Source organism: Pseudomonas sp. W4I3, assembly GCF_030816195.1.
Lineage (GTDB): Bacteria > Pseudomonadota > Gammaproteobacteria > Pseudomonadales > Pseudomonadaceae > Aquipseudomonas.
The window spans coordinates 3307503-3328467 of record NZ_JAUSXS010000001.1 but is presented as its reverse complement, the minus strand read 5'-3'; the positions used below and the strand labels follow the sequence as shown (position 1 = coordinate 3328467).

At 61.1% G+C, this 20965-nt stretch carries 17 protein-coding genes; 7 read left to right on the top strand and 10 right to left on the bottom strand.

Going from position 1 to position 20965, the window contains the following annotated elements; all coding sequences use genetic code 11:
• Positions 1 to 48: 48 nt before the first annotated feature.
• From QF045_RS15170 to QF045_RS15155, 4 genes are all read right to left on the bottom strand, one after another.
• Entirely contained in the window at positions 49 to 2247 is a 2199-nt protein-coding gene (locus QF045_RS15170) for an OsmC domain/YcaO domain-containing protein (protein ID WP_306492913.1), read from the bottom strand.
• A 158-nt stretch (positions 2248 to 2405) separates the two neighbouring features.
• Positions 2406 to 5906 (bottom strand): AAA domain-containing protein, encoded by a 3501-nt coding sequence (locus QF045_RS15165; RefSeq protein ID WP_306492912.1) that lies wholly within the window; start codon positions 5904 to 5906, stop codon positions 2406 to 2408.
• A 100-nt stretch (positions 5907 to 6006) separates the two neighbouring features.
• The gene (locus QF045_RS15160) at positions 6007 to 7419 is read right to left on the bottom strand and encodes a hypothetical protein (protein ID WP_306492911.1); all 1413 of its coding nucleotides are present in this window, start codon (positions 7417 to 7419) and stop codon (positions 6007 to 6009) included.
• 131 nt (positions 7420 to 7550) lie between these two features.
• Positions 7551 to 8252, bottom strand: a complete 702-nt coding sequence (locus tag QF045_RS15155) for a glutathione S-transferase (RefSeq protein ID WP_373424446.1) — start codon at positions 8250 to 8252, stop codon at positions 7551 to 7553.
• A 138-nt stretch (positions 8253 to 8390) separates the two neighbouring features.
• Here QF045_RS15155 and QF045_RS15150 point away from each other — a divergent pair, with 138 nt between their 5' ends.
• The gene (locus QF045_RS15150) at positions 8391 to 8954 is read left to right on the top strand and encodes a TetR/AcrR family transcriptional regulator (RefSeq protein WP_306492910.1); all 564 of its coding nucleotides are present in this window, start codon (positions 8391 to 8393) and stop codon (positions 8952 to 8954) included.
• Between the two features lie 27 nt (positions 8955 to 8981).
• Here QF045_RS15150 and QF045_RS15145 read toward each other — a convergent pair whose 3' ends face one another.
• The 3 genes from QF045_RS15145 to uvsE all read right to left on the bottom strand — a co-directional run bounded on the left by QF045_RS15145 (position 8982) and on the right by uvsE (position 11054).
• Positions 8982 to 9443, bottom strand: a complete 462-nt coding sequence (locus QF045_RS15145; protein ID WP_306492909.1) for an NUDIX hydrolase — start codon at positions 9441 to 9443, stop codon at positions 8982 to 8984.
• A gap of 63 nt (positions 9444 to 9506) precedes the next feature.
• Complete coding sequence (locus tag QF045_RS15140; RefSeq protein ID WP_306492908.1) at positions 9507 to 9986, bottom strand: ATP-binding protein; 480 nt, start codon at positions 9984 to 9986, stop codon at positions 9507 to 9509.
• A 39-nt stretch (positions 9987 to 10025) separates the two neighbouring features.
• A complete protein-coding gene (uvsE, locus tag QF045_RS15135; RefSeq protein WP_306492907.1) occupies positions 10026 to 11054 on the bottom strand; it encodes a UV DNA damage repair endonuclease UvsE in 1029 nt (342 codons plus the stop codon).
• Positions 11055 to 11253: 199 nt separating this feature from the next.
• Here uvsE and QF045_RS15130 point away from each other — a divergent pair, with 199 nt between their 5' ends.
• Together QF045_RS15130 and QF045_RS15125 are read left to right on the top strand one after the other, a co-directional pair.
• Positions 11254 to 11676, top strand: coding sequence for a DUF2231 domain-containing protein (locus QF045_RS15130; protein ID WP_306492906.1), 423 nt, complete (start codon positions 11254 to 11256; stop codon positions 11674 to 11676).
• Positions 11673 to 12965, top strand: a complete 1293-nt coding sequence (locus tag QF045_RS15125) for a sorbosone dehydrogenase family protein (RefSeq protein WP_306492905.1) — start codon at positions 11673 to 11675, stop codon at positions 12963 to 12965. Before QF045_RS15130 ends, QF045_RS15125 begins: the two co-directional genes overlap by 4 nt.
• Before the next feature lie 42 nt (positions 12966 to 13007).
• Here the strand turns inward: QF045_RS15125 and QF045_RS15120 are convergent, their stop codons facing one another.
• Positions 13008 to 14411, bottom strand: coding sequence for an MFS transporter (locus QF045_RS15120; RefSeq protein ID WP_306492904.1), 1404 nt, complete (start codon positions 14409 to 14411; stop codon positions 13008 to 13010).
• 143 nt (positions 14412 to 14554) lie between these two features.
• Positions 14555 to 15085 carry a GNAT family N-acetyltransferase gene (locus tag QF045_RS15115; protein WP_306492903.1) on the bottom strand — a complete coding sequence of 177 codons (531 nt, stop codon included), beginning with the start codon at positions 15083 to 15085 and terminating at the stop codon, positions 14555 to 14557.
• 344 nt (positions 15086 to 15429) lie between these two features.
• Here QF045_RS15115 and proP point away from each other — a divergent pair, with 344 nt between their 5' ends.
• Together proP and QF045_RS15105 are read left to right on the top strand one after the other, a co-directional pair.
• Positions 15430 to 16932: a glycine betaine/L-proline transporter ProP gene (gene proP, locus QF045_RS15110; protein WP_306492902.1), complete on the top strand. Its 1503-nt coding sequence runs from the start codon at positions 15430 to 15432 to the stop codon at positions 16930 to 16932.
• A gap of 50 nt (positions 16933 to 16982) precedes the next feature.
• Positions 16983 to 17489: a GAF domain-containing protein gene (locus QF045_RS15105; protein WP_306492901.1), complete on the top strand. Its 507-nt coding sequence runs from the start codon at positions 16983 to 16985 to the stop codon at positions 17487 to 17489.
• 125 nt (positions 17490 to 17614) lie between these two features.
• Here the strand turns inward: QF045_RS15105 and QF045_RS15100 are convergent, their stop codons facing one another.
• Positions 17615 to 18511: an AraC family transcriptional regulator gene (locus tag QF045_RS15100; RefSeq protein WP_306492900.1), complete on the bottom strand. Its 897-nt coding sequence runs from the start codon at positions 18509 to 18511 to the stop codon at positions 17615 to 17617.
• Between the two features lie 178 nt (positions 18512 to 18689).
• On the opposite strand from QF045_RS15100, the gene QF045_RS15095 reads away from it, so the two are divergent.
• Together QF045_RS15095 and QF045_RS15090 are read left to right on the top strand one after the other, a co-directional pair.
• The gene (locus tag QF045_RS15095) at positions 18690 to 19712 is read left to right on the top strand and encodes an alpha/beta hydrolase (protein WP_306492899.1); all 1023 of its coding nucleotides are present in this window, start codon (positions 18690 to 18692) and stop codon (positions 19710 to 19712) included.
• Positions 19712 to 20899: an MFS transporter gene (locus QF045_RS15090; RefSeq protein WP_306492898.1), complete on the top strand. Its 1188-nt coding sequence runs from the start codon at positions 19712 to 19714 to the stop codon at positions 20897 to 20899. Before QF045_RS15095 ends, QF045_RS15090 begins: the two co-directional genes overlap by 1 nt.
• Positions 20900 to 20965 lie beyond the last annotated feature (66 nt).

Below are 20965 nucleotides of genomic sequence, written 5' to 3'. Positions count from 1 at the left end.
ACCCACCGCCATCGGGAGCAAGCCCCCTCCCACATTCATTGTGCAAAATCAGGCCTGGATGATGTTGGCCCGCGCGGCGTGCAGCTTCTTGTAGCTCTCGATCAAGCGCAAATGCCGGTCCAGCCCTTCGAGCTTCATACTGGTCGGCGTCAGCCCATGAAACCGCACGCTGCCGTTGACCGAGCCGATCACGGCATCCATGCGCTCGTGACCAAACATGCGCCTAAAGTTGGCCTCGTAGTCGGCCAGCTCCAGGTCTTCGTCCAGTTCCATCTCCAGCACCGCGTTCACCGCCTGGTAGAACAGCCCGCGCTCGACGGTGTTGTCGTTGTACTGCAGGAACATCTCCACGCATTCCTTGGCTTCCTCGTGCTGCTGCAACGCGAGGAAGATCAACAGCTTCAACTCCAGGATGGTCAGTTGGCCCCAGGCGGTGTTGTCGTCGAATTCGATGCCGATCAGCGTGGTGATGTCGGTGTAGTCGTCCAGCTCACTTTCAATCAGGCGCTCGACCAACGCGTGCAACTGCGCCTCATCCAGGCGGTGCAGGTTGAGGATGTCTTCGCGGAAAAACAGCGCCTTGTTGGTGTTGTCCCAGATCAGGTCATCCACCGGGTAGATTTCCGAGTAGTCCGGCACCAGGATGCGGCAGGCGGTGGCGCCCAGGTGTTCGTACACCGCCATGTAGGACTCTTTGCCCATGCCTTCCAGAATACCGAACAGCGTCGCGGCTTCCTGGGCATTGGAGTCTTCGCCAGCGCCGGAGAAATCCCATTCGACGAATTCGTAATCGGACTGGGCGCTGAAGAAGCGCCACGACACCACACCACTGGAGTCGATAAAGTGCTCGACGAAGTTGTTCGGCTCGGTGACCGCCTGGGCTTCGAAAGTCGGCTGCGGCAAGTCGTTCAAGCCTTCGAAGCTGCGGCCTTGCAGCAGTTCGGTGAGGCTGCGCTCCAGCGCCACTTCCATGCTCGGGTGCGCGCCGAACGAGGCGAATACTCCGCCGGTGCGCGGGTTCATCAGGGTCACGCACATCACCGGGAACTCACCGCCCAGGGACGCGTCCTTGACCAGCACCGGGAAGCCCTGGGCTTCCAGGCCTTCGATGCCCGCCAGGATGCCGGGGTATCTGGCCAGGACCTCGGCCGGGACATCCGGCAGCGCGAATTCGCCTTCGATGATTTCGCGCTTCACCGCTCGTTCGAAGATCTCCGACAGGCACTGCACCTGGGCTTCGGCCAAGGTGTTGCCCGCGCTCATGCCGTTGCTCAGGTAAAGGTTTTCGATCAGGTTGGAGGGGAAATACACCACCTCACCATCGGACTGGCGTACAAACGGCAGCGAGACAATACCCCGCGCTTCGTTACCGGAGTTGGTGTCGAACAGGTGCGAACCGCGCAGCTCGCCGTCGCGGTTGTAGACTTTCAGGCAGTAGGCATCGAGGATTTCGCTGGGCAACTCGTCGTTCGGGCCGGGCTGGAACCAGCGCTCATCCGGATAGTGCACAAACGCTGCATTGGCCAGTTCTTCACCCCAGAACTGGTCGTTGTAGAAGAAGTTGCAGTTGAGCCGCTCGATGAATTCGCCCAGTGCCGACGCCAGCGCGCCTTCCTTGGTGGCGCCCTTGCCGTTGGTAAAGCACATCGGCGAGTGGGCATCGCGGATATGCAGCGACCAGACGTTGGGCACGATATTGCGCCACGAGGCGATTTCGATCTTCATGCCCAGGCGCGCCAGGATCGCCGACATGTTGGCGATCGTCTGCTCCAGCGGCAGGTCCTTGCCGGCGATGTAGGTGCCCGCCTCCGACGTCGAGTTGGGCATCAACAACGCCTGCGCATCGGCGTCGAGGTTGTCGACTTCCTCGATCAAGAATTCCGGCCCGGCCTGCACGACTTTTTTCACGGTGCAGCGATCGATGGAGCGCAGGATGCCCTGGCGGTCCTTGTCGGAGATGTCCGCTGGCAGCTCGACCTGGATCTTGAAGATCTGGTTGTAGCGGTTTTCCGGGTCGACGATGTTGTTCTGCGACAGGCGAATATGCTCGGTGGGAATATTGCGCGTGGCGCAGTACAACTTCACAAAGTACGCCGCACACAACGCCGACGAAGCCAGGAAGTAATCGAATGGCCCCGGCGCCGAACCGTCGCCCTTGTAGCGAATCGGCTGGTCGGCAATCACCGTGAAATCATCGAACTTGGCTTCAAGTCGAAGGTTGTCGAGAAAGTTGACCTTAATTTCCATGCGGGCACACCAGAATAACGAGCTAAACAAAATGGCCGCCATTATGAAGATTTTCGCCGGGAAGTCTCAGGGTTTTGCGTGCGGGCTGCTGATCGGTATGGCTATGCCAGCAGCGCGTGGCTGTCTGGCATAGCGGTGTGGTGCGGCGTTGCGGCTCGTTACAGTTTGTGCGAGCTCAGGCGTTGCGCCAGGCTTGTTCGGTTGATTGCCAACTCGCTGCTGACGTCCGGCCCGCGGTAGACCATGGACGTTTCATGGTGCACATAATCGCCCGAGCGCGCCGCGCTCAGCCAATTGAACGAGCCCACACATAAAAGCTCCTCATCGGCCATCACCAGTTTGCTGTGCACTTTGTTGACCACGCGCACCTGCACGTCGTGGTGTTTCAGGGTGGCAAGGGCCTCCTTGAACTCGGCGATTTTGCTTGGGTCACCGTCAGACTTGCCTTGGCCAAAGGCGGTGTTGAAGCGCAAGTCGGTGTACACCGTTACCGGCACCCCGCGTTGCACCGTGCCGCACATGGCCTGGAGGGCGCCACTCTCGCGCATCCGGTGCAGCCGCACCCACGGCGTCACGATCTGCACCTGCTGCTGCGCCGTTTCCAGCGTCTGCAACAGAAACTGATCGTGTTCGGCAAACTCATGCAGATGGCTCAAGCCGGTGCGCGCCGTCAGCAGGTCCGCCCGCGGTTGGAAATCGAACGCCAGCGCATTCTCCGAGCTGTTCAACAAGTAGTGCGCCAGCCGCCCCCGTGGTTTGCTGATGGGGATCTGGCTGAACAGGTCCATGTCGCCGAACACCAGAAAACTGTCTTTGGCACGGGATACCGCCACGTTCAACAGGCTGTCGCGGCGGTCGATAAAGGCGCCGTCGGCATGTTTGGAGTACACCGCGGAAAAAATCACCACCGGTCGTTCGGCGCCCTGGAAGGAGTGCACGGTGCCAACCGTCATTTCGCCGTCGCCTTTGCCGGTACGAATGCCCAATGCAGTGCACGCCTCGGCAATCGCCTGCGTCTGAGCGCCAAAGGGGGTTATCACCCCGAGGATTTCCCAGAGCTCCTTGTCGTAGCGCTGAGTCAGCTGCTGTTCATTGGCCTTGATCCAGGCAGCGATGGTCTGTGCTTCGAGCAGGTTATGCCGGCTGCCGCCCTGCTTCTGCTGGCACAGGCCGTCGATGTGCAGGTACCCCAGCCCCGGCAAGCCACCCTGCGGTTTAGCGCCGCGCCGCGGTTGCAATTTGCCTTTGTAGCAGAGCGCATTGCAGTAATCGATGATGGAGTCATAGCAGCGGCGGTGTTCATACAGGTATAGGCCACGTGCCAGGTCGCGGTCGTAGTGATAGCGGCTGGTGGACTGCGCAATGGCCATGACGCTGCCACTGGCGGCGCTGCGTCCGCTGTCACAGAAGGCCTCGTATTCGTCGTCCACGCGGCTGCGCGACAGCAGGCCGGCGGCGAGCAGATTGCCGATATCCACCGACGGCGGCACCGACCAGATGGGTTCGATTTGCTGAGTGTCGCCAATCACCAACGCCTGCCGGGCCAAGGCAAAAGACGGCGCCGCCACCTCGGGCAGCACCTGCCCCGCTTCGTCTACGATCAGCAGGTCGATGAAGTTCAGCGCGTAATCATCGACATAACCATTGCCGTCATGGCGGCTGCACCACAGCTCCGCCGGCAACCGGTAGAAAGTGGCAACCACGCAAGGCGTGAGCTTCATCCAGCGCCGCCAGTTTTTCTCCAGGGTCTTGCGGCCGTTTTTCTTGCGGTTTTTCAGAATCAGCGGCAATTCATCGGCCACTTCCAACAGCCAGCGTCCCTCCCAGTAATGGGTGGTCAGCAGGAAAATCTCGAAGCGCAACGAGGTGTCCGCCCAGCTGTCGCAGTCGTCCAGCGTCACCTCGGCGGCGGGCTTGCCGACAGCATGGGGCAACCGGCCAATCACCGCCTGCCAGTTCAACAACTCGCGCTGTTCGCCTCGCAGCAACTGCCCCACATGCTCACGCCGGGTTTCGAGGATTTTCAGGCTTTGCGCACAATGCGCCACGGTATCGGTTAACCGGCGCTCGATTTCATGCACATCGCTGGCACTCTGCAGATGTGCATCAGCGTCATCAATGTGCAGTTTGGCCAAGCGCAGGCGCTTGGCGGCAATCGGGCCAAACCAGCCAAACAGCGTATAAATCAGCGACTCATGGGCCAGGTAGTGCCGGAAGTCTTTCAGGCGTGCCTTGGCGCTTGCCAACTGATCGGACTGCACCCGGCACTGGCCTTCAAGCCCGGCGATTGCCGTGTAGGGGTTATCGCCGAGCAAGGCCTTCAGGGCCTCACGCGCCGCGCTCAATCTTGCCCATCCGTTTTCGATATCGCTCAAGTGCTGCAGACGTAGGTGAATCTGCGCCTGAAGGTTGTCTACGGTGCTCTTGAGCGTGGGCGCCTGCCCGGGAAAGGCGATGGCGGCATGCGCCAGATAGGCCTGCTGCGCCTTATCGACATAAGCCTGCGTCTCCAGCTCCAGGTAAAAGCTTTTGGTCTGGTAAGTGCGAGCCATCTCGGCTTCGGCTGAGGACTTGGGAAAGTAGGCGCCAAAGCTGCTGATATCGGGAAGCCAGCGCCCCGCAAAGGGGCCGGTGCCTGCCGAAAAATCCTTACCAAATGCCTTGATGATATTGGTGACCGCCTGATTGTTCGTCGAACTGGCGACAATCACCGGCGGCTCGCCGCCCTCGGCTGCGGCCTTGGCCCAAAGCGATGCGACCACCGACAACAGCAACGTTGTCTTCCCGGTCCCTGGTGGCCCGTTGACCGCCAGAATATCCCCGGCCTCACCCGCCAGCAGGTGCGCGAGGCTGTCGCGCTGGGCAGGTGCCAGCGCGTATTCGTCACCGGCGTGCCCGCCTCGGCCGGCGAACAGGCTGTTGGCGGCAAGGCACGGCTCATCGGGCATGCGCTCACGTTGCGCGAAGCGCTCGAACAACGGCACATCCGGCTTGCCAAGGCGCAAGTGATCGTACAGTTCAACGATATTGCGGCTGAAGCCGTCGGCCTTCTGCTCTTTGAACACATAGCAATAGCTGACCGGATCAAACCCGTCGTCCGCGCCGTTCCAGGCGTTGCAGACCGTCTGGAACATCGTCTTGCAGTAGCGCAGGTAGGTGAGCCATTGCTCGCGGTAGTGCTCGGGCTGCACCTGCGCGCCGGCGGATGGCGGCTCGAACTGCGGCGCGTCCTGCGCGGTCAGGAACGTATCCAGGTCATGCTGCGCGCCGATGGTGAAGGCGTCGCGATCCAAGGGTTCGAGGATGTCGCGCGGCACCAGCGTCGGCCCGGTCGGATAGATAAGCCCGTCGCGGGTGACTGACACCCGGCAGATGATCGGTGTGATGAAGGCCGGCAACCCTTTGCGCGCCTGGCGGTGCTCCAGGCGCGAGGCGTACACGAACGGGCGCAGCGTGACATCCACATGGAGCCGTTGTGCCGGTTCGCCGGCGAACAGGCTGTCCACTTCCTCAGCCGGCAAACAACCGGCGGCTAATGCGGCCAGGGGCACGGCAGCGTAGGTTTTGACAGGGTTGGGGGATAACGCGCCATTGCCGTTTTCGGCGTCGGCCAGCGAGGTGCGCCAGTAGTTGGCCAGTTTCAGAGAATAGTCGTTCATCGTCCTGATTCAGTGCAGACCGTGACTCACTGTTACGGTCGTGGATAGGGAAGTCGAACCGAGGGTAGCGGTTCAGTGGGCAGGTGGGCAATCACCAGTGTCAGCGAGGCTGCTTGCGGTACATCCCCGTGAAGTAATCCTGCGCGTCCGGCCTGAAGTTGTGGTTGATTACTGCAAAGTTCTTCACCAGCTGTATGTGGTACGGCCCGTTTGACTGGGGCGCCAGGGGTCCACGCACGATGATCAGGTTATCGGTTTCCATCGGCACGCGGTGCTGCTCAGTGATGATGACGTTGGAAGTGCCCGCGTCCTTGAGGGTGACGCTGAACTCGGCGATTTCGCGGCCTTGGGCATCGCGCTCGGGCAGGATATTGAGTTCCAGGTCACCGTCGCGGCCCAGGAAGTCGTTGCGCATCTGATAGTGGCCACTGCGCTGGTCGCGGGGCACATCGCCGAGTTTTTTGTATTCCGGAGCGCGGTCTTCCTGGCGCAAATCGATGGCCAGTTCCGGCGTGTTGCGCGTGTTGCCGCTGACCCAGGTGCCGGTGTAGGCATAAGGCGCGACGGTTTGCCGGGTGATGCGCCAGATGCCGGTCCTGTGGCCGTCATTGGCATACTCGTAGAGGTAGATAAACGGTTTGCCATCGTACTCCTCCTGATTGCCTACCAGCTTGATCGAGTCGCCACTGCCGCTTTTGGTATAGCGCAGCTCACCAATCAGTACCTCGCCCTGCTGCTGATACCAGATCTGCACCGGGATCTTGCCCTTGAGGGTGCCGACGAGGTACTGCGGGTCTTCGTTGACCGGCCCTTCCAGGCGAGGCGTCTCCAGCCACTTGCCGTCCTTCCATTCACCGGTGGTGCGCAGCATGTAACCGCCGGGCATGCTGGTGTCACTTTCAGCGTACCCCGTGGGCGGGACTTCTGCCTGGGTGTAGGAACTGAGCCGCACCAATTGGCCATCGCGCATCTGCAGGCGACTGGAGCGGGTCCAGCAGCAACCTCTGTCGGTTTGGGAATGGATAATGCCGTCGCTGGCGGAGACCGAAAACATGCCGCCGAAGGTTTCGTTGGCCAGCTCCGACAACGGCCCGTTGCGCCGCCATCGCGGCTGCTGTGGGTCCTGCAGGTAGACGTCGTAGTGGTACTGGCTCTCGTCATCCTCGCTGCTGCCGTTGCGAATCGCCAGGTCCTGACGGCCATCGCCGTCCATATCCGCGAAGTACAACAAGCCGTGCTCCCCGGTTAAGTGATAGACGTTGGTCTTGCCGTTCTGGTCCAGCGGCACGTTGCCAGCAGGGGTTTGCAATTGCTGCAGGAGGTCGAGGGTGGTTTTGTCGCGCAGGGTGATGACTGCCGGCGCCAGTTGTTGCAGGTCGTGCGGCGCATCAGGGAACAGTACTTCCACCCGGTAGTGCCCGCTGGGATCATCCACCGAAAACGCGCGCGGTTCGCCCCAGGCGCTGGCGGTGAAAGTGATGGAAAGGCAGACAGCGCTGACGAACGAACGCATCCAAAGCATCCTTGCTGAAAATAGGGGCCGGCAGTGTAAAGGCAAACGCAGGATGCTTCGAACAAATCGCTACCATGAAAAACGCACAGCGGCCCGCCGTCCATGGGCGGGCCCTGCGCGCGTGCGGGTTTTCAGTTTTGTCGATCGCCCTCTTGCACCATCGCGTGCCAGGTTTTGACGCTGGCGCGCTCGTTCATCCTGGCGTGCCAGGCCAGCAGCGCCTGGCATTCCTCGGGCACGGGCAGCTTGACCAGTGACGCGAAGATCAGACCGCCGAGCACGGCAATGTCGGCCATCGAAAACGCGTCGCCTGCCACAAAGGGCCGAGTCTGGAGGACGGCGTCGAAGTGGCGCATGCCGCGTACGGCCTTGTCACCCATGCGCTCGCCCCATTCGGCGTTCTGGTACAGCTCGACATGAGGCCCCAAACCAGGGGTGGCGTGGTGGAAGTAAACGCTGACCGCATCCATCAATTCGATTTCAGCGCGGCGCGTCATCATGTGGATCAGGCCTTGCTCGGTCGGCGTCTTGCCGGTGAGCTGCGGGTCGCCGTCCAGCCTGTCCAGGTATTGGGTGATGGCCGTGCATTCGGCAATCAGCGTGCCGTCCTGCAACTCCAGCACAGGCAAGGTGCCGGAGTAGTTCAGGGCTAGAAACGCAGGCTGTTTGTGCTTGCCTTCCCAGAGGTTGATGGACTCGAACTGGGTGCTTTCGAGTAAACCCTTTTCTGCCAGGGCGATGCGAACGCGCGCCGGGTAAGGGCCGTTATACCAGTCATAAATTTTCATCATGGAGCGAGCGGAGCTGTCGGATCGGGTTTGTTGGGAAGTCATGATTTCTCGTCTACCTGTCAAGTGGTAGGCAAAGATTGCAAGCTTTTACAGGGCTGTCAACCTCTACCTGTCAATTGGCAGGTAAAAGTTTTTAGGTGTAGAATCCGCACAGTTACCTAGCCACCGAGGACTTCACACATGAGCGAAAACGCCCGAGAAGCCATTCTGGAAGCCGCCAGAATCGCGGCGCAGCATTTCGGCTACAGCGGCATCAACTTTCGCAGCATCGGCGAAACGGTCGGGATCAAGAACGCGAGTATTTATTACCACTTCCCGAGCAAGGCCGACCTCGGCGCGGCAGTCGCCAAACGCTATTGGGAAGACACCGCCCACGTGCTCGATGCAATCCACCGCGAAACGCCTGACCCGCACGACTGCCTGCGGCGCTACCCAAGCATTTTTCGAACCTCCCTCGAAAACGGCAACCGGCTGTGCCTGTCCAGCTTCATGGCGGCGGAATACCAGGACCTGCCTGAGCCCGTGAAACAGGAAGTCGTCGCGTTCGCTGATATCAACGTCGCGTGGCTGGCCGCACGGCTGACCGAGCTCAAGCTGGGCGATGAAGACACGTGCCAACGCCGCGCCCGCGCTATTTACACCGCAATCGCCGGCGCACAATTGATTGCTCGCACCCGGGCGGATATCGGTTTGTATGACGAACTGGTGGAGAGTTATCAGGAGGCGGGGTTGTTGCCGGTGTGACAGTGAGCGCTTGTTCAGGCGCATCGCTCAAGACTCAGGCTGAAAAACCCCGGCCTCCACCAGCATTTCGGACAACGCTTGCGGCCATACCGTTTCAGTGGTCGAGCGCAGCGCCTGGGCAGACCACCAGCGATGGTCAGCCATGACCTGGGCTTCCTGTTCAGTCCATTCGGCATGGGACACCATCTCGTTCGGTGCATGCACGATGAAATAGCGTTCAATCGCCAGCACCATTTCGCCGCTCGGTTGCCTCAACGGGAAGCTGCGCTCGGCGACAGCAGACTGAACGCTGTCGACCGTGAGGCCGGTTTCCTCGCGCAGTTCGCGAACCGCCGCAGCTTCGAAGGTTTCGCCCGCTTCCACGCCTCCGCCGGGCGTAGCCCAGTAATTGTCCCCGGCCAGAGCGCCTTCCTTGTGAACAAACCTGAAAAGCAGTACCTCGTTCGAGGGGCTTATTACCAGTAGGCGTGCTGCCTTGCGCTCGCGCATTTGATTGATTCCTTTCCAATCACAACGGCCACATGTCGTCAATACCAATAGGTCGTTCAGCACTCACGGTCGATGCACCTCGATCACCAACCCCTCCTCCTCGCTCGGCACACAAAAGTGGCGGGTAATCAGGTCGAATTCGGCATCGGTGGCGGCGAAGTCATGTTCGCCAGTGGCATTGCGTGCGTGCAGTCGAGCGCGGCAGGCAGCGTCGTCCAGTTCCAGGTAATGCAGGCAATGCGTTACCTGGGCGGCCTGCGCCAGGCCAAGCAGCCATTCGCGATTGGCCAGGGTGTTGGCCGGAAAATCCAGCACCACATTGACGCCCGACTTCAGCAGATCGATCACCAGCGGCTCCACCACACCGCGGATCTGCCGGGCGCAGGCCAGGTAATCAGCGATGGTCTTGATCTGCCCGGGATACAGCGTGGCCAGCCAATAATCTTCGCTGAGGAGGATGGCAGCGTGATCAATGGCCAGGCTGCTGGCGAGGGTGGACTTGCCGGACGCGATCTTGCCGCAGAGCAGGTGCAGGGTAGCCATGGGACGCTTCCTTTGTCGGGCCGTAAAGCATGCCATGTTTCAGGCCGCGCGTTGCTGCCAATACCGGTAGAAGGCCAGGGCGGCCAGGTTCTTGTCCTTGGCTTCGAGCATGATGTCGAAGCGGTCGAGAAACTGCAGCGCGTAGTCGTTGGTCCAGCGGTTCCACATTTGCGCGCTATGGGCATAGAGGTCGCGCTTGGACACCACTTGCAACAAGGCCGCCATCTCCAGTTTGTGTTCGGCGTCAAACCCGAGTGCCTGCAGGCTTTCCTGCGGCTGGGAGTAATGCATGGTGGGCCGGACGCCGCGCCAGCTGTCGATCACCTGGGCGACACGGGGGGAGTCGGGGTCGATGTAGTGGTCTTCGTTGATCCAGCAATGGTGAATGTCCAGCACCACCGGCGCGAGGTCGGCGACTTGCAGGCAGTGATCCAGGCCGTAGGTCTTCTCGTCGTTCTCAAAGGTGATGCAGTTACGCGCCACTTCGGACAGGCGCGACCACACCGCCCGCGTGCCCTCCACGCCCAGGCGCCCGGCGATGTGCACGTTGCACTTGAGGTCCTGGAAGCGCCGACCGTAGCCCATCATGCGGATCATGTCGGCGTGGTATTCAAATTCCGCCAGGCTGTTCTCCACCACGCCGGGGTTTTCGGAGCCCAGCACACAATACTGGCCGGGATGGAACGACAGGCGGATATCCGATGCCCGCGCCAGCTCACCGATGGCGGCAAAGCCTTCCTGCAACTGGCGCGCGATGGCTGGGTCCTGATACGCGGCGGCCACTTTCGGGTGGCTGTAGAACGGCAGCAGATCACTGCTCAGGCGCAGCATGCGCAAGGTCGGCGGCAGTTCGGCGACATACGCCAGCAGGCGCAATTGCGCGGCCAGGTTGTGGGTGACCACCTCGACCAGTTTATCCCGCGCCACCTGCGGCTCGACGCTGTCCATCCAGCGCAGTGTGGTAGTGCGTGGGTTGAACGGGCCTTCGATCAACTTCAGGGCGCTGGCGGACGGCAGCCGCTCGGGATGCTTGTACTGGCATGCAAAGCCGATGCGAGGATGGGTCATGAGAACGCCTGTCATAAGCAATCAGGGAAAGGGTTAAAGGCTTAGGTAAAGCCTGCGGCCAAGGGTTCGAAAAACATCCCGACACGAACCCTGGGTGAACTTTCTCACAAACAGCGCGCTCCTTTCCTATGCAAAGTCTCTATGCAAAGTCATCGCACGTCTAACCAGGCGTGCCGAACGATAAGGAGCTGCCCCACTCATGACTACCCTCACCGCCTATCGCCGCACGCCGGGCCCGCTGCATGCGACCTTGCTCGCCGGCAGCGTGCCGCTGTTCCTGGGCGCGCTGCTCAGCGACATTGCCTACGGCCAGACCTACCAGATTCAATGGGCCAACTTCGCCTCCTGGCTGATCGCCGGCGCGCTGGTGTTCAGTGGGTTTGCCCTGTTATTCGCCCTGGTCAATCTGGTGCGCGCCGAACGCAAGGCCGGGCGCCCAGCCGCCTACTTCCTGTTGTTGCTGGCCGCCTGGGTGTTGGGGCTGATCAACGCTTTCCAGCACGCCAAGGATGCCTACGCCATGATGCCGACCGGCCTGGTGCTGTCGGTGATCGTCACGCTGCTGGTCGTAGTGGCCACGTGGATCGGCCTGACTAACCTGCGTTCGGGAGCCACCCAATGAAAACCACCCCCGCATTGACCCTTTTGAGCGCAGCGTTGTTACTCACTGCCTGTGGCGGCGAAGGCGACAAGACTCAAGTGCACGGCCCTGACCCGAAGTTGCCGGAACAACAAAGCAGCCTGCTGCCAAGCATGAAGATCGCCGAGCCCGCGGCCTGGGGCGATCAGAAACCCAAGGTGCCGCAGGGCTACAGCATCACGGCCATCGCTACCGACTTGGCGATCCCGCGCCAAACCCTGGTACTGCCCAACGGCGACATCCTCGTCGCTGAAGGTCGTGGCGGCAGTGCGGCCAAGCTCAAGCCCAAGGACGTGATCGCCAGCCTGATCAAGGCCGAGGGCAACACCAAGGTCAAGAGTGGCAACCGCATCACCCTGCTGCGCGATGCCGACGGTGACGGCACTTATGAACTGAAGACCGTGTTCGCCGAAAACCTCAACGCGCCCTATGGCCTGGCTTACGCCGGCGGCAAAATCTACGTGGCCAACCAAGACGCGCTGGTGCGCTTCGACTATGCCGACGGCCAGACCAAAGCCAGCGGCGCCCCGAGCAAACTCACTGACCTGCCCGCGCAGATCAATCACCACTGGACCAAGTCCTTGGCGGTAAGCGAGGACGGACGCCAGCTCTATGTAGGCATCGGCTCCAACAGCAACATCACCGAGCGCGGCATGGAAGTGGAGATCGACCGAGCGATGGTCTGGCAGATCGACGCAGCGACCGGCGCGCACAAGCCTTACGCCACCGGCCTGCGCAACCCCACCGCGCTGACCATACAGCCGGGCACGGGGCAATTGTGGACAGTGGTCAACGAGCGCGATGAACTGGGCCCGGACCTGGTGCCGGATTACCTCAGCTCAGTGCGCGAAGGCGCCTTCTACGGCTGGCCTTACAGCTACTGGGGCCAGAACGTCGACCCGCGTGCGCAGCCGCAAAACCCGGCCAAGGTGGCCGCCGCGATCAAGCCCGATTACAGCCTGGGCTCGCACGTTGCGGCACTCGGTGTGGATTTCTCGATCCCTGCCATGGGCGAAAAATTCGCCGACGGCGTATTCGTTGGCGAACACGGCAGTTGGAACCGCGATAACCCGGTGGGCTACAAGGTGATCTTCGTGCCGTTCAGCAACGGCAAACCGGCCGGTGAACCTGTGGATTTCGCCACCGGCTTTCGCGGCGACGATGGCAAGACCCGTGGTCGTCCGGTCGGTGTGACGGTGGACCCCAAAGGCGCGCTGATCATTGCCGATGACTTGGCCAATACAGTCTGGCGAGTCACGCGTAATCAGTAGACCGATAGGGCCGGAGCGGCTTGCCCGCTCCGACCCACCCACTCAGAGATCGGTGATTTCCTTGTGGCGCGGTACCAGGGTCTTCATCACGCTCCACGCTACCAAGTACGCCACGGCACAGATCGCGAACATGATCATGTAGCCGGTGTGGATGTCATTGATGGACTTGTAGTAGTCAAATACCCAGCCGCCGATCTTGGTCATCACCACCCCGCCCAAACCCCCGGCCATGCCGCCGATACCCACCACAGAAGCGACGGTTTTCTGCGGGAACATGTCGGACACCGTGGTGAAAATGTTGCACGACCACGCCTGGTGCGCCGACGCGCCCACGCCGATCAGCAATACCGGTACCCAGAAGCTGATGTAGCCCAACGGCTGCGCCAGCAACACCACCAGCGGGAACAGCGCGATCACCAGCATGGCTTTCATGCGCCCGTCATAAGGCGCGTCGCCGCGCGCCATGAAGTAGCTGGGAAACCAGCCGCCACCGATACTGCCAACCATCGTCATGCTGTACAGCACCGCCAGCGGCATCACGATATCGGCGCCCTTCATGCCGTACTGCGCCGACAAGTAGGTGGGCAGCCAGAACAGGAAGAACCACCACACGCCGTCGGTCATGAACTTGCCGAAGGCAAACGCCCAGGTCTGGCGATAGGTCAACAACTTGAACCACGAGACTTTTTTCGCGGCGGCGCCCGCAGCGGTTGGCGTAAAGGGCTGAACCGTCTGGTCACTGCGAATGTAGGCCAGTTCTTCGGCCGACAGGCGCTTTTGCTGCTCGGGTTTTTCGTACACGGCGGCCCACACCGCTACCCATAGGAAACCCAGCATGCCGATGACCATGAAGGCTGCTTCCCAGCCCCACATGCCGGCGATCAATGGCACACAGATGGGCGCCAGGATCGCGCCCACGTTGGCGCCCGAGTTGAAGATACCGGTGGCGAAGGAGCGCTCTTTCTTGGGGAAGTACTCGGCCGTGGCCTTGATCGCGATGGGAAAGTTGCCCGCCTCGCCAATCGCCAGGACTGCCCGCGACAACATGAAGCCGGCAATCGACACCGGAATCACCGCCAGGCCGATGGCACTGCTGACCGCCGCAATGCCCTCGCCCATCTGCACCGAGAACGCGTGCATGATCGCGCCGGTGGACCAGATGCCGATGGCCACTACATAGGCGGCCTTGGTGCCGATCTTGTCGACGAACCGCCCGGCAAACAGCATGGAAATCGCGTAGACAAACTGGAATACCGCCGCGATGTTGGCGTAATCGGTGTTGCTCCAGCCAAATTGCGTGGAGAGTTGCGGCGCCAGCAGGCTGAGCACCTGGCGGTCGAGGTAGTTGACGGTGGTGGCGAAAAACAGCATCGCGCAGATCGTCCAGCGATAGCTGCCGACCGCCTGGCCAACACGATGGGCACTGATGGGCTCGTTCAGATTCATGGCATCACTTTTTATTTTTGTTAGGTAGGGACATATGTAACGTCATATGTCGTCGTACAACTGTGGCTTTTATATCGGGGTGTTTGAACAGTGTCAATCTGAAAGATTGCTGTCAGCGAGGATTTGCGAAGGTGTAGAAAATGTCAGAAATCAGTAGTTGTAGGATGACCAATGCGCATCACCAGGCTTGGTGCTTTCCCTGGCACATCGTCCAGCACGCCGAATGGCTGCATGCCGATCTTCTCCAGTACGCGGATCGAGGCGGCATGGTCCGGTCGAACCAGCCCGAAAACCTCCGGCAAGCCCAGTGTTTCAAACGCCAGCACCAAGGCGTCGCGCCCCACCTCAGTGGCATAGCCCTGCCCCCAGGCCTCGACCGCGAAGCGATAACCGAGGTTGATGCGCGGCACTGTCAGGTAGTTGAGCGGTGCAATGCCGCCAAAACCGATGATGTGCTCGGGCGCCTCACGCCGCGCAATCGCCCACCAGCCATAGCCCAGGGCAGACCATTGATCGAGCCAGCGACTCAGCAGGCGCTGCGCGTGATCAATACTGACCATGGGGCCGGAAGGATTGAACAGGTTGGTCTGCGGGTCGCCGAAGATCGCGAATAATCGCCCGACGTCAGCAGGCTGTGGTTCGCGGTAGATGAGGCGTGAGTGGTTGTTTGGCATCAGATGACCTCCCTATTGGCGGCATAAGTCTAACCAGTAAGTCCCCGCCTCTGCTGGCACACAGCTGGACAATGTGGGAGGGGGATTGCCCCCGATGGCGGTGGGTCAGCTTCAAATAGGCTGACTGGTACACCGCTATCGGGGGCAAGCCCCCTCCCACATTTGAATTTTTGTTGCCTCTCGGATGCGCGCTCTGCTGCGATAGAACGCATAAGGACATTTTGGCTAATTCGAGAAAAAATAGCCCAGTGGGTGAATTATTTCGTGTCCACTTGTATCTGAAGTGACAGAGTGGTGCCATCGCGGCGATGGCACCTCCCCGTTCAGCTTCTAGAGTGGCCCGCATGAAATTACGTAAGAAACGCGTCAAACCGATTGGTTTGAACGACATCACCATTGTCGACGACAACAAGATGCGCAAGGCGATCACCGCCGCCGCATTGGGCAATGCCATGGAATGGTTCGACTTTGGCGTCTATGGGTTCGTCGCTTATGTGCTGGGCAAGGTGTTTTTCCCCGACGCGTCCCCCAGCGTACAAATGATCGCTGCACTGGCCACCTTCTCCGTACCCTTCCTGATTCGACCACTGGGTGGCCTGTTCTTCGGTGCCCTGGGTGACAAGTACGGGCGGCAGAAAGTCCTGGCCGCCACCATCGTGATCATGTCACTGAGCACCTTCGCCATCGGCCTGATTCCCGGCTATGCGTCCATTGGCATCTGGGCGCCGATCCTGTTGCTGTTGTGCAAAATGGCGCAGGGTTTCTCGGTGGGCGGCGAGTACACCGGCGCGTCGATTTTCGTCGCCGAATATGCCCCGGACCGCAAGCGCGGGTTCCTCGGCAGTTGGCTGGACTTCGGCTCGATTGCCGGCTTCGTACTCGGTGCCGGCGTGGTGGTGCTGATTTCCACCGTGCTCGGCGAGGCAGACTTCGAAGCCTGGGGCTGGCGCCTGCCGTTCTTCCTGGCACTGCCGTTGGGTATGATCGGGCTGTACCTGCGCCATGCGCTGGAAGAGACCCCGGCATTCCAGCAACACGTCGACAAGCTCGAACAGGGTGACCGCGAAGGCCTCAGCCATGGCCCCAAGGTGTCATTCAAAGAGATCGCCACCAAGCACTGGCGCAGCTTGCTGACCTGCATTGGTATCGTCGCGGCCACCAACGTGACCTACTACATGCTGCTCACGTACATGCCGAGCTACCTGTCGCACAACCTGCACTACGCCGAAAACAGCGGTGTGCTGATCATCATCGCGATCATGGTCGGCATGCTGTTCGTGCAGCCGTTCATCGGTTTTGTCAGCGACAAGATCGGCCGCAAGCCCTTCATCATCGCCGGCAGCATCGGCCTGCTGTGCCTGTCCATCCCCGCGTTCATGCTGATCACCAGCGGCAAAACCGGCCTGATCTTCAGCGGGCTGCTGATCCTGGCCATCGTGCTGAACTTCTTTATCGGCGTGATGGCCTCTACGCTGCCGGCTATGTTTCCTACCCATCTGCGCTACAGTGCATTGGCCAGCGCGTTCAATGTGTCGGTATTGATCGCCGGTATTACGCCAACCGCAGTGGCCTGGCTGGTGGAAAGCACCAACGACCTGTACATGCCCGCTTATTACCTGATGGTGTTCGCTGTGGTTGGCCTGGTCACTGGCCTGACGATGAAGGAAACCGCGAATAAACCCTTGCGCGGCGCGGCCCCGGCAGCTTCCGACATGGAGGAAGCCAAGGAACTGTTGCAGGAGCACCACGACAATATCGAGCAGAAGATTGAAGACATCGATGCCGAAATTGCCGCGCTCCAGGCCAAGCGGGAGAACCTGGTGCAGCAGCACCCGCGGATTAATTAACACCTGACTGTGCGTGGTCGCTGCCCGCGACCACGCATTGGAGTGCTCACATGGATTCAAGCGTCACCCCTGCCCAATCGCTACTGAGCGCCGACGAGCGCGCCGCCATCGCAGAAATCGAAGCTACCACCAACATCCTTAAACTGGTCACCCGCCTGACCGGAATGCGTTTTGCCGGCATCGCCAAATTCACCGACCTGGAATGGGTGGTCTGCTCCGCCTACGACCCCATGCAAATGGGCATCCACGTCGACGATGTACTCGACCTGGAAACCACGTTGTGCAGTGAGTTCTGCGTCGACCCTCAAGCCTTGTTCGTGCCGCAGATCAGCCATGACGGCCGCTTTGCCTCACGCCCGGTGGTCAAGCAATACGCGATCGAGAGCTATGCCGGCGCGCCGATCTTCCTGCCCGACGGGCGCCTGTTCGGTGCGCTGTGCGCGCTGGATTCGCGTGCCACGCTGTTCGACGACCCCAACCTGCCAGAAACCCTGAGCCTGTTCGCGCGGCTGATCGGCTGCATCTTCTACGCTAACCTGGCCCCGGCAGACCACTGACACCCGCCCAATCATGTAGGAGCGAGCTTGCTCGCGAAAAACGTCCAGGCAACTCGTTCGTTCTGAATAAAAGCGGGAGGGCTGAGTTCTTCGCGAGCAAGCTCGCTCCTGCAAAAGCCTTGGCATTACGCCTTGCCCCGCAGCGCGGCCATGTCGCGCTTGGGTGGCACGCCAAACAGCCGGCTGTACTCACGGCTAAACTGCGACGGGCTTTCATAGCCGACCTTGAACGCAGCACTGGACACGTCCTGGTGCTCGTTCAACATCAAGCGTCGCGCCTCGTTCAAGCGCAACCATTTCTGATACTGCAACGGGCTCATCGAGGTGAGCTGCCGAAAGTGATGGTGAAAGGTTGCCGCACTCATTTGCACGCGCGCGGCCAGTTCTTCCACGCGCAGGGCCGTATCGAAATTCAATTTCAGCCAATCGATGGCCTTGGCGATCCGATAGCCCTGCCCGTCCACCGAACAGATCTGGCGCAGCCGGCCGGCCTGGTCACTCTTCAACAAGCGGTAGTGAATCTCGCGCTGGATCAACGGCGCCAGCACCGGTATCGCTTCAGGCTCATCGAGCAGCGCCACCAGCCGGGCGAACGCCGTCAGCATGCCGTCGGTGACCGTGCCGATGCCCACCCCCTTCATCATGGCGCGCTCACGGGTAGGCGGCAGGTCGCCCTGGGCGATCAGCTCGGCGAGCATGCGCAGGTCGAGCTTGAACATCAGCCCCAGGCACGGCTGCTCTGGGCTGGCGACCAGCACTTCGGAGTTGGCCGGGATATCCAGCGACGTCACCAGGAATCGCGACGTGTCGTAGGTATAGCCCTCGCCGCCGACCCACAACTGCTTCTCGCCCTGCACCACCAGTACGATGCTCGGCTCGACCATGCACACCACCGGTGCGGCCGGCTGTTCGCGCCGATAGAACCCGAGGCCGGGAATCGGCATCGGGAAGTCACCGGGCGACGGGACGCGAGCACCGATGCAGTGGGTCAGCGCGTCCAGCGCGGATTGATTGGTCGACATGGCGGCCCCTTTCAATTTTTCACTTAACTGTTCTTGAGCGGACTTTACCTGCGCCTGTTCCTTGCGTCTTCGTCAGACCCTGAAACTCAGAGGATCAGGCAAGTAATCCACTCAAATGCACTACAGAAGCACTGCTGCCATGGGGAAAATGCCCGGACACTTCACAAGGAACATTCCTATGAAACGCCTCTTGCTCGCCCTGGGTTTGCTGGTGACCTCCCTTTCCTCATTAGGAGCCGATATGTCCAACGGTGCCGATAACTTCTACAAAAGCGACAAGGTGACGGCCGAGAACGTCACCTTCAACAATCAATACGGCATGCAGGTTGCGGGCACGCTGTTCATGCCGAAAAACCTCGCCGCCGGTTCGAAAAAAGCCGCCATCGTCGTCGGTCACCCGATGGGCGCCGTGCGCCAGCAAAGCGCCAACCTCTACGCGACTAAAATGGCCGAACAGGGCTTTGTCACGCTGTCCCTGGACCTGTCGTTCTGGGGCGAAAGCGCTGGCACGCCGCGCAACGCGGTACTCCCCGACCTGTACACCGAAGATTTCAGCGCCGCCGTGGACTTCCTCGGCACCCGCCCGCTGGTCGACCGTGAACGCATCGGCGCCATCGGTGTGTGTGGCAGCGGCAGCTTCGTGATCAGCGCGGCGAAGATCGATCCGCGCATCAAGGCCATCGCCACCGTCAGCATGTATGACATGGGCGCAGCCAACCGCAATGGCCTCAAGCACGGCGTGACCCTGCAGCAGCGCCAGCAGATCCTGCGCGAAGCGGCCAATCAACGCTATGTCGAGTTCCAGGGCGGCGACACCGTCTACACCGGTGGCACGCCACAGACCCTCACCGGCAACGCCGTGGGCGATGAGTTCTACGACTTCTACCGCACCCCGCGTGGCGAAGTCACCCCGGCGGGCGCATCCAAGCTGACCACCACCCGGCCGACGCTGACCAGCAACGTGAAGTTCATGAACTTCTACCCCTTCAACGACATCGAGACGATTTCCCCGCGTCCACTGCTGCTGATTGCCGGGTCTGACGCACACTCCCGTGAGTTCAGCGAAGACGCCTACCAGCGCGCGGCCGAGCCCAAGGAATTGCTGATCATCCCGAACGCAGGGCACGTCGATCTCTACGACCGGGTCGGCCTGATCCCGTTCGCCAAGCTCACCACCTTCTTCCAGAGCCATTTGAAGTAATGTCCAAGACTGCTCAAACCCAACACTGGGGCGCCGTGCTGGCCATGTCACTGGCCGCCTTCGCCCTGGTTGCCTCCGAGTTCATGCCGGTCAGCCTGCTGACACCGCTGGCCGCCGACCTGCACATCACTGAAGGCCAGGCCGGGCAAGGCATTTCGGTGTCCGGGGTGTTTGCCCTGCTCACCAGCCTGGTGATCGCCTCGGTTGCGGCGCGGGTGGACCGCAAACGCCTGTTGATGGCACTGACGCTGCTGATGATCGTCTCGGGCAGCGTGGTGGCGTTCGCGCCGAACTACCTGGTGTTCATGCTCGGGCGTGCGTTGATCGGCGTTGCGATTGGCGGTTTCTGGTCGTTGTCGGCGGCCACCGCGATGCGCCTGGTGCCGCAGGGTCAGGTGCCGCGTGCCTTGGCCATCGTCAATGGCGGCAACGCCCTGGCGACGGTGATTGCGGCGCCGCTGGGCAGCTTTCTCGGCGGGATCATCGGCTGGCGCGGGGCGTTTTTCTGCGTGGTGCCGGTGGCCGTGATTGCACTGGTGTGGCTGCTGGTGAGCCTTCCCGCCCTGAAAAACCCGACCGAGACCAAATCCGCCAACGTGCTGCGCTTGATGAAAAACCCGGCGGTGGCCCTGGGGATGGTGGCCGTGAGCGTGTTTTTCATGGGCCAGTTCATGCTGTTCACCTACCTGCGGCCATTCCTGGAAAGCGTCACCCAGGTCGACGTCACCACGCTGTCGTTGATGCTGCTGGTGCTTGGCCTGGCAGGCCTGGCGGGTACCTTCCTGATTGAACGCTTCCTCAAGCACACCCTGTACCCGACGCTGATCGCCATCCCGGTGATCATGGCGGGCATCGCGCTGGCGCTGGTGCAGTTCGGCGGTTCGACCATCATGACCAGCGTGTTGCTGGGCAGTTGGGGCCTGGTGGCCACCGCCGCACCGGTGGGCTGGTGGACGTGGTTGTCGCGCACCTTGCCGGACGACGCCGAGGCCGGCGGTGGGTTGATGGTCGCCATCATCCAACTGGCGATTGCCGCAGGCGCCACGGTCGGTGGCATGGCTTTCGATCTGCACGGTTACCAGGCGACGTTCGAGCTGAGCGCGGCACTGCTGGGGGTCGCCACCTTGCTGGCGTACCTGGCGTCACGCCGCCCCCGGCCTGCTCGCGTGACCAGCAGCGCTACTTGAACGGATGGGGTTGATAGGCAGGTGGCGGACTGCGCCTTTGATAACAGCGGCACCGGCAGGATGGTC

What these genes read in the sequence shown, in the direction of transcription:
- uvsE (WP_306492907.1), bottom strand. Translation starts at nt 11,054, where the DNA reads ATGACCCATCCTCGCATCGGCTTTGCATGCCAGTACAAGCATCCCGAG.
- QF045_RS15160 (WP_306492911.1), bottom strand. Translation starts at nt 7,419, where the DNA reads ATGCGTTCGTTCGTCAGCGCTGTCTGCCTTTCCATCACTTTCACCGCC.
- QF045_RS15150 (WP_306492910.1), top strand. Translation starts at nt 8,391, where the DNA reads ATGAGCGAAAACGCCCGAGAAGCCATTCTGGAAGCCGCCAGAATCGCG.
- QF045_RS15155 (WP_373424446.1), bottom strand. Translation starts at nt 8,252, where the DNA reads ATGACTTCCCAACAAACCCGATCCGACAGCTCCGCTCGCTCCATGATG.
- QF045_RS15165 (WP_306492912.1), bottom strand. Translation starts at nt 5,906, where the DNA reads ATGAACGACTATTCTCTGAAACTGGCCAACTACTGGCGCACCTCGCTG.
- QF045_RS15125 (WP_306492905.1), top strand. Translation starts at nt 11,673, where the DNA reads ATGAAAACCACCCCCGCATTGACCCTTTTGAGCGCAGCGTTGTTACTC.
- QF045_RS15090 (WP_306492898.1), top strand. Translation starts at nt 19,712, where the DNA reads ATGTCCAAGACTGCTCAAACCCAACACTGGGGCGCCGTGCTGGCCATG.
- QF045_RS15105 (WP_306492901.1), top strand. Translation starts at nt 16,983, where the DNA reads ATGGATTCAAGCGTCACCCCTGCCCAATCGCTACTGAGCGCCGACGAG.
- QF045_RS15145 (WP_306492909.1), bottom strand. Translation starts at nt 9,443, where the DNA reads ATGCGCGAGCGCAAGGCAGCACGCCTACTGGTAATAAGCCCCTCGAAC.
- proP (WP_306492902.1), top strand. Translation starts at nt 15,430, where the DNA reads ATGAAATTACGTAAGAAACGCGTCAAACCGATTGGTTTGAACGACATC.
- QF045_RS15095 (WP_306492899.1), top strand. Translation starts at nt 18,690, where the DNA reads ATGAAACGCCTCTTGCTCGCCCTGGGTTTGCTGGTGACCTCCCTTTCC.
- QF045_RS15170 (WP_306492913.1), bottom strand. Translation starts at nt 2,247, where the DNA reads ATGGAAATTAAGGTCAACTTTCTCGACAACCTTCGACTTGAAGCCAAG.
- QF045_RS15130 (WP_306492906.1), top strand. Translation starts at nt 11,254, where the DNA reads ATGACTACCCTCACCGCCTATCGCCGCACGCCGGGCCCGCTGCATGCG.
- QF045_RS15100 (WP_306492900.1), bottom strand. Translation starts at nt 18,511, where the DNA reads ATGTCGACCAATCAATCCGCGCTGGACGCGCTGACCCACTGCATCGGT.
- QF045_RS15115 (WP_306492903.1), bottom strand. Translation starts at nt 15,085, where the DNA reads ATGCCAAACAACCACTCACGCCTCATCTACCGCGAACCACAGCCTGCT.
- QF045_RS15140 (WP_306492908.1), bottom strand. Translation starts at nt 9,986, where the DNA reads ATGGCTACCCTGCACCTGCTCTGCGGCAAGATCGCGTCCGGCAAGTCC.
- QF045_RS15120 (WP_306492904.1), bottom strand. Translation starts at nt 14,411, where the DNA reads ATGAATCTGAACGAGCCCATCAGTGCCCATCGTGTTGGCCAGGCGGTC.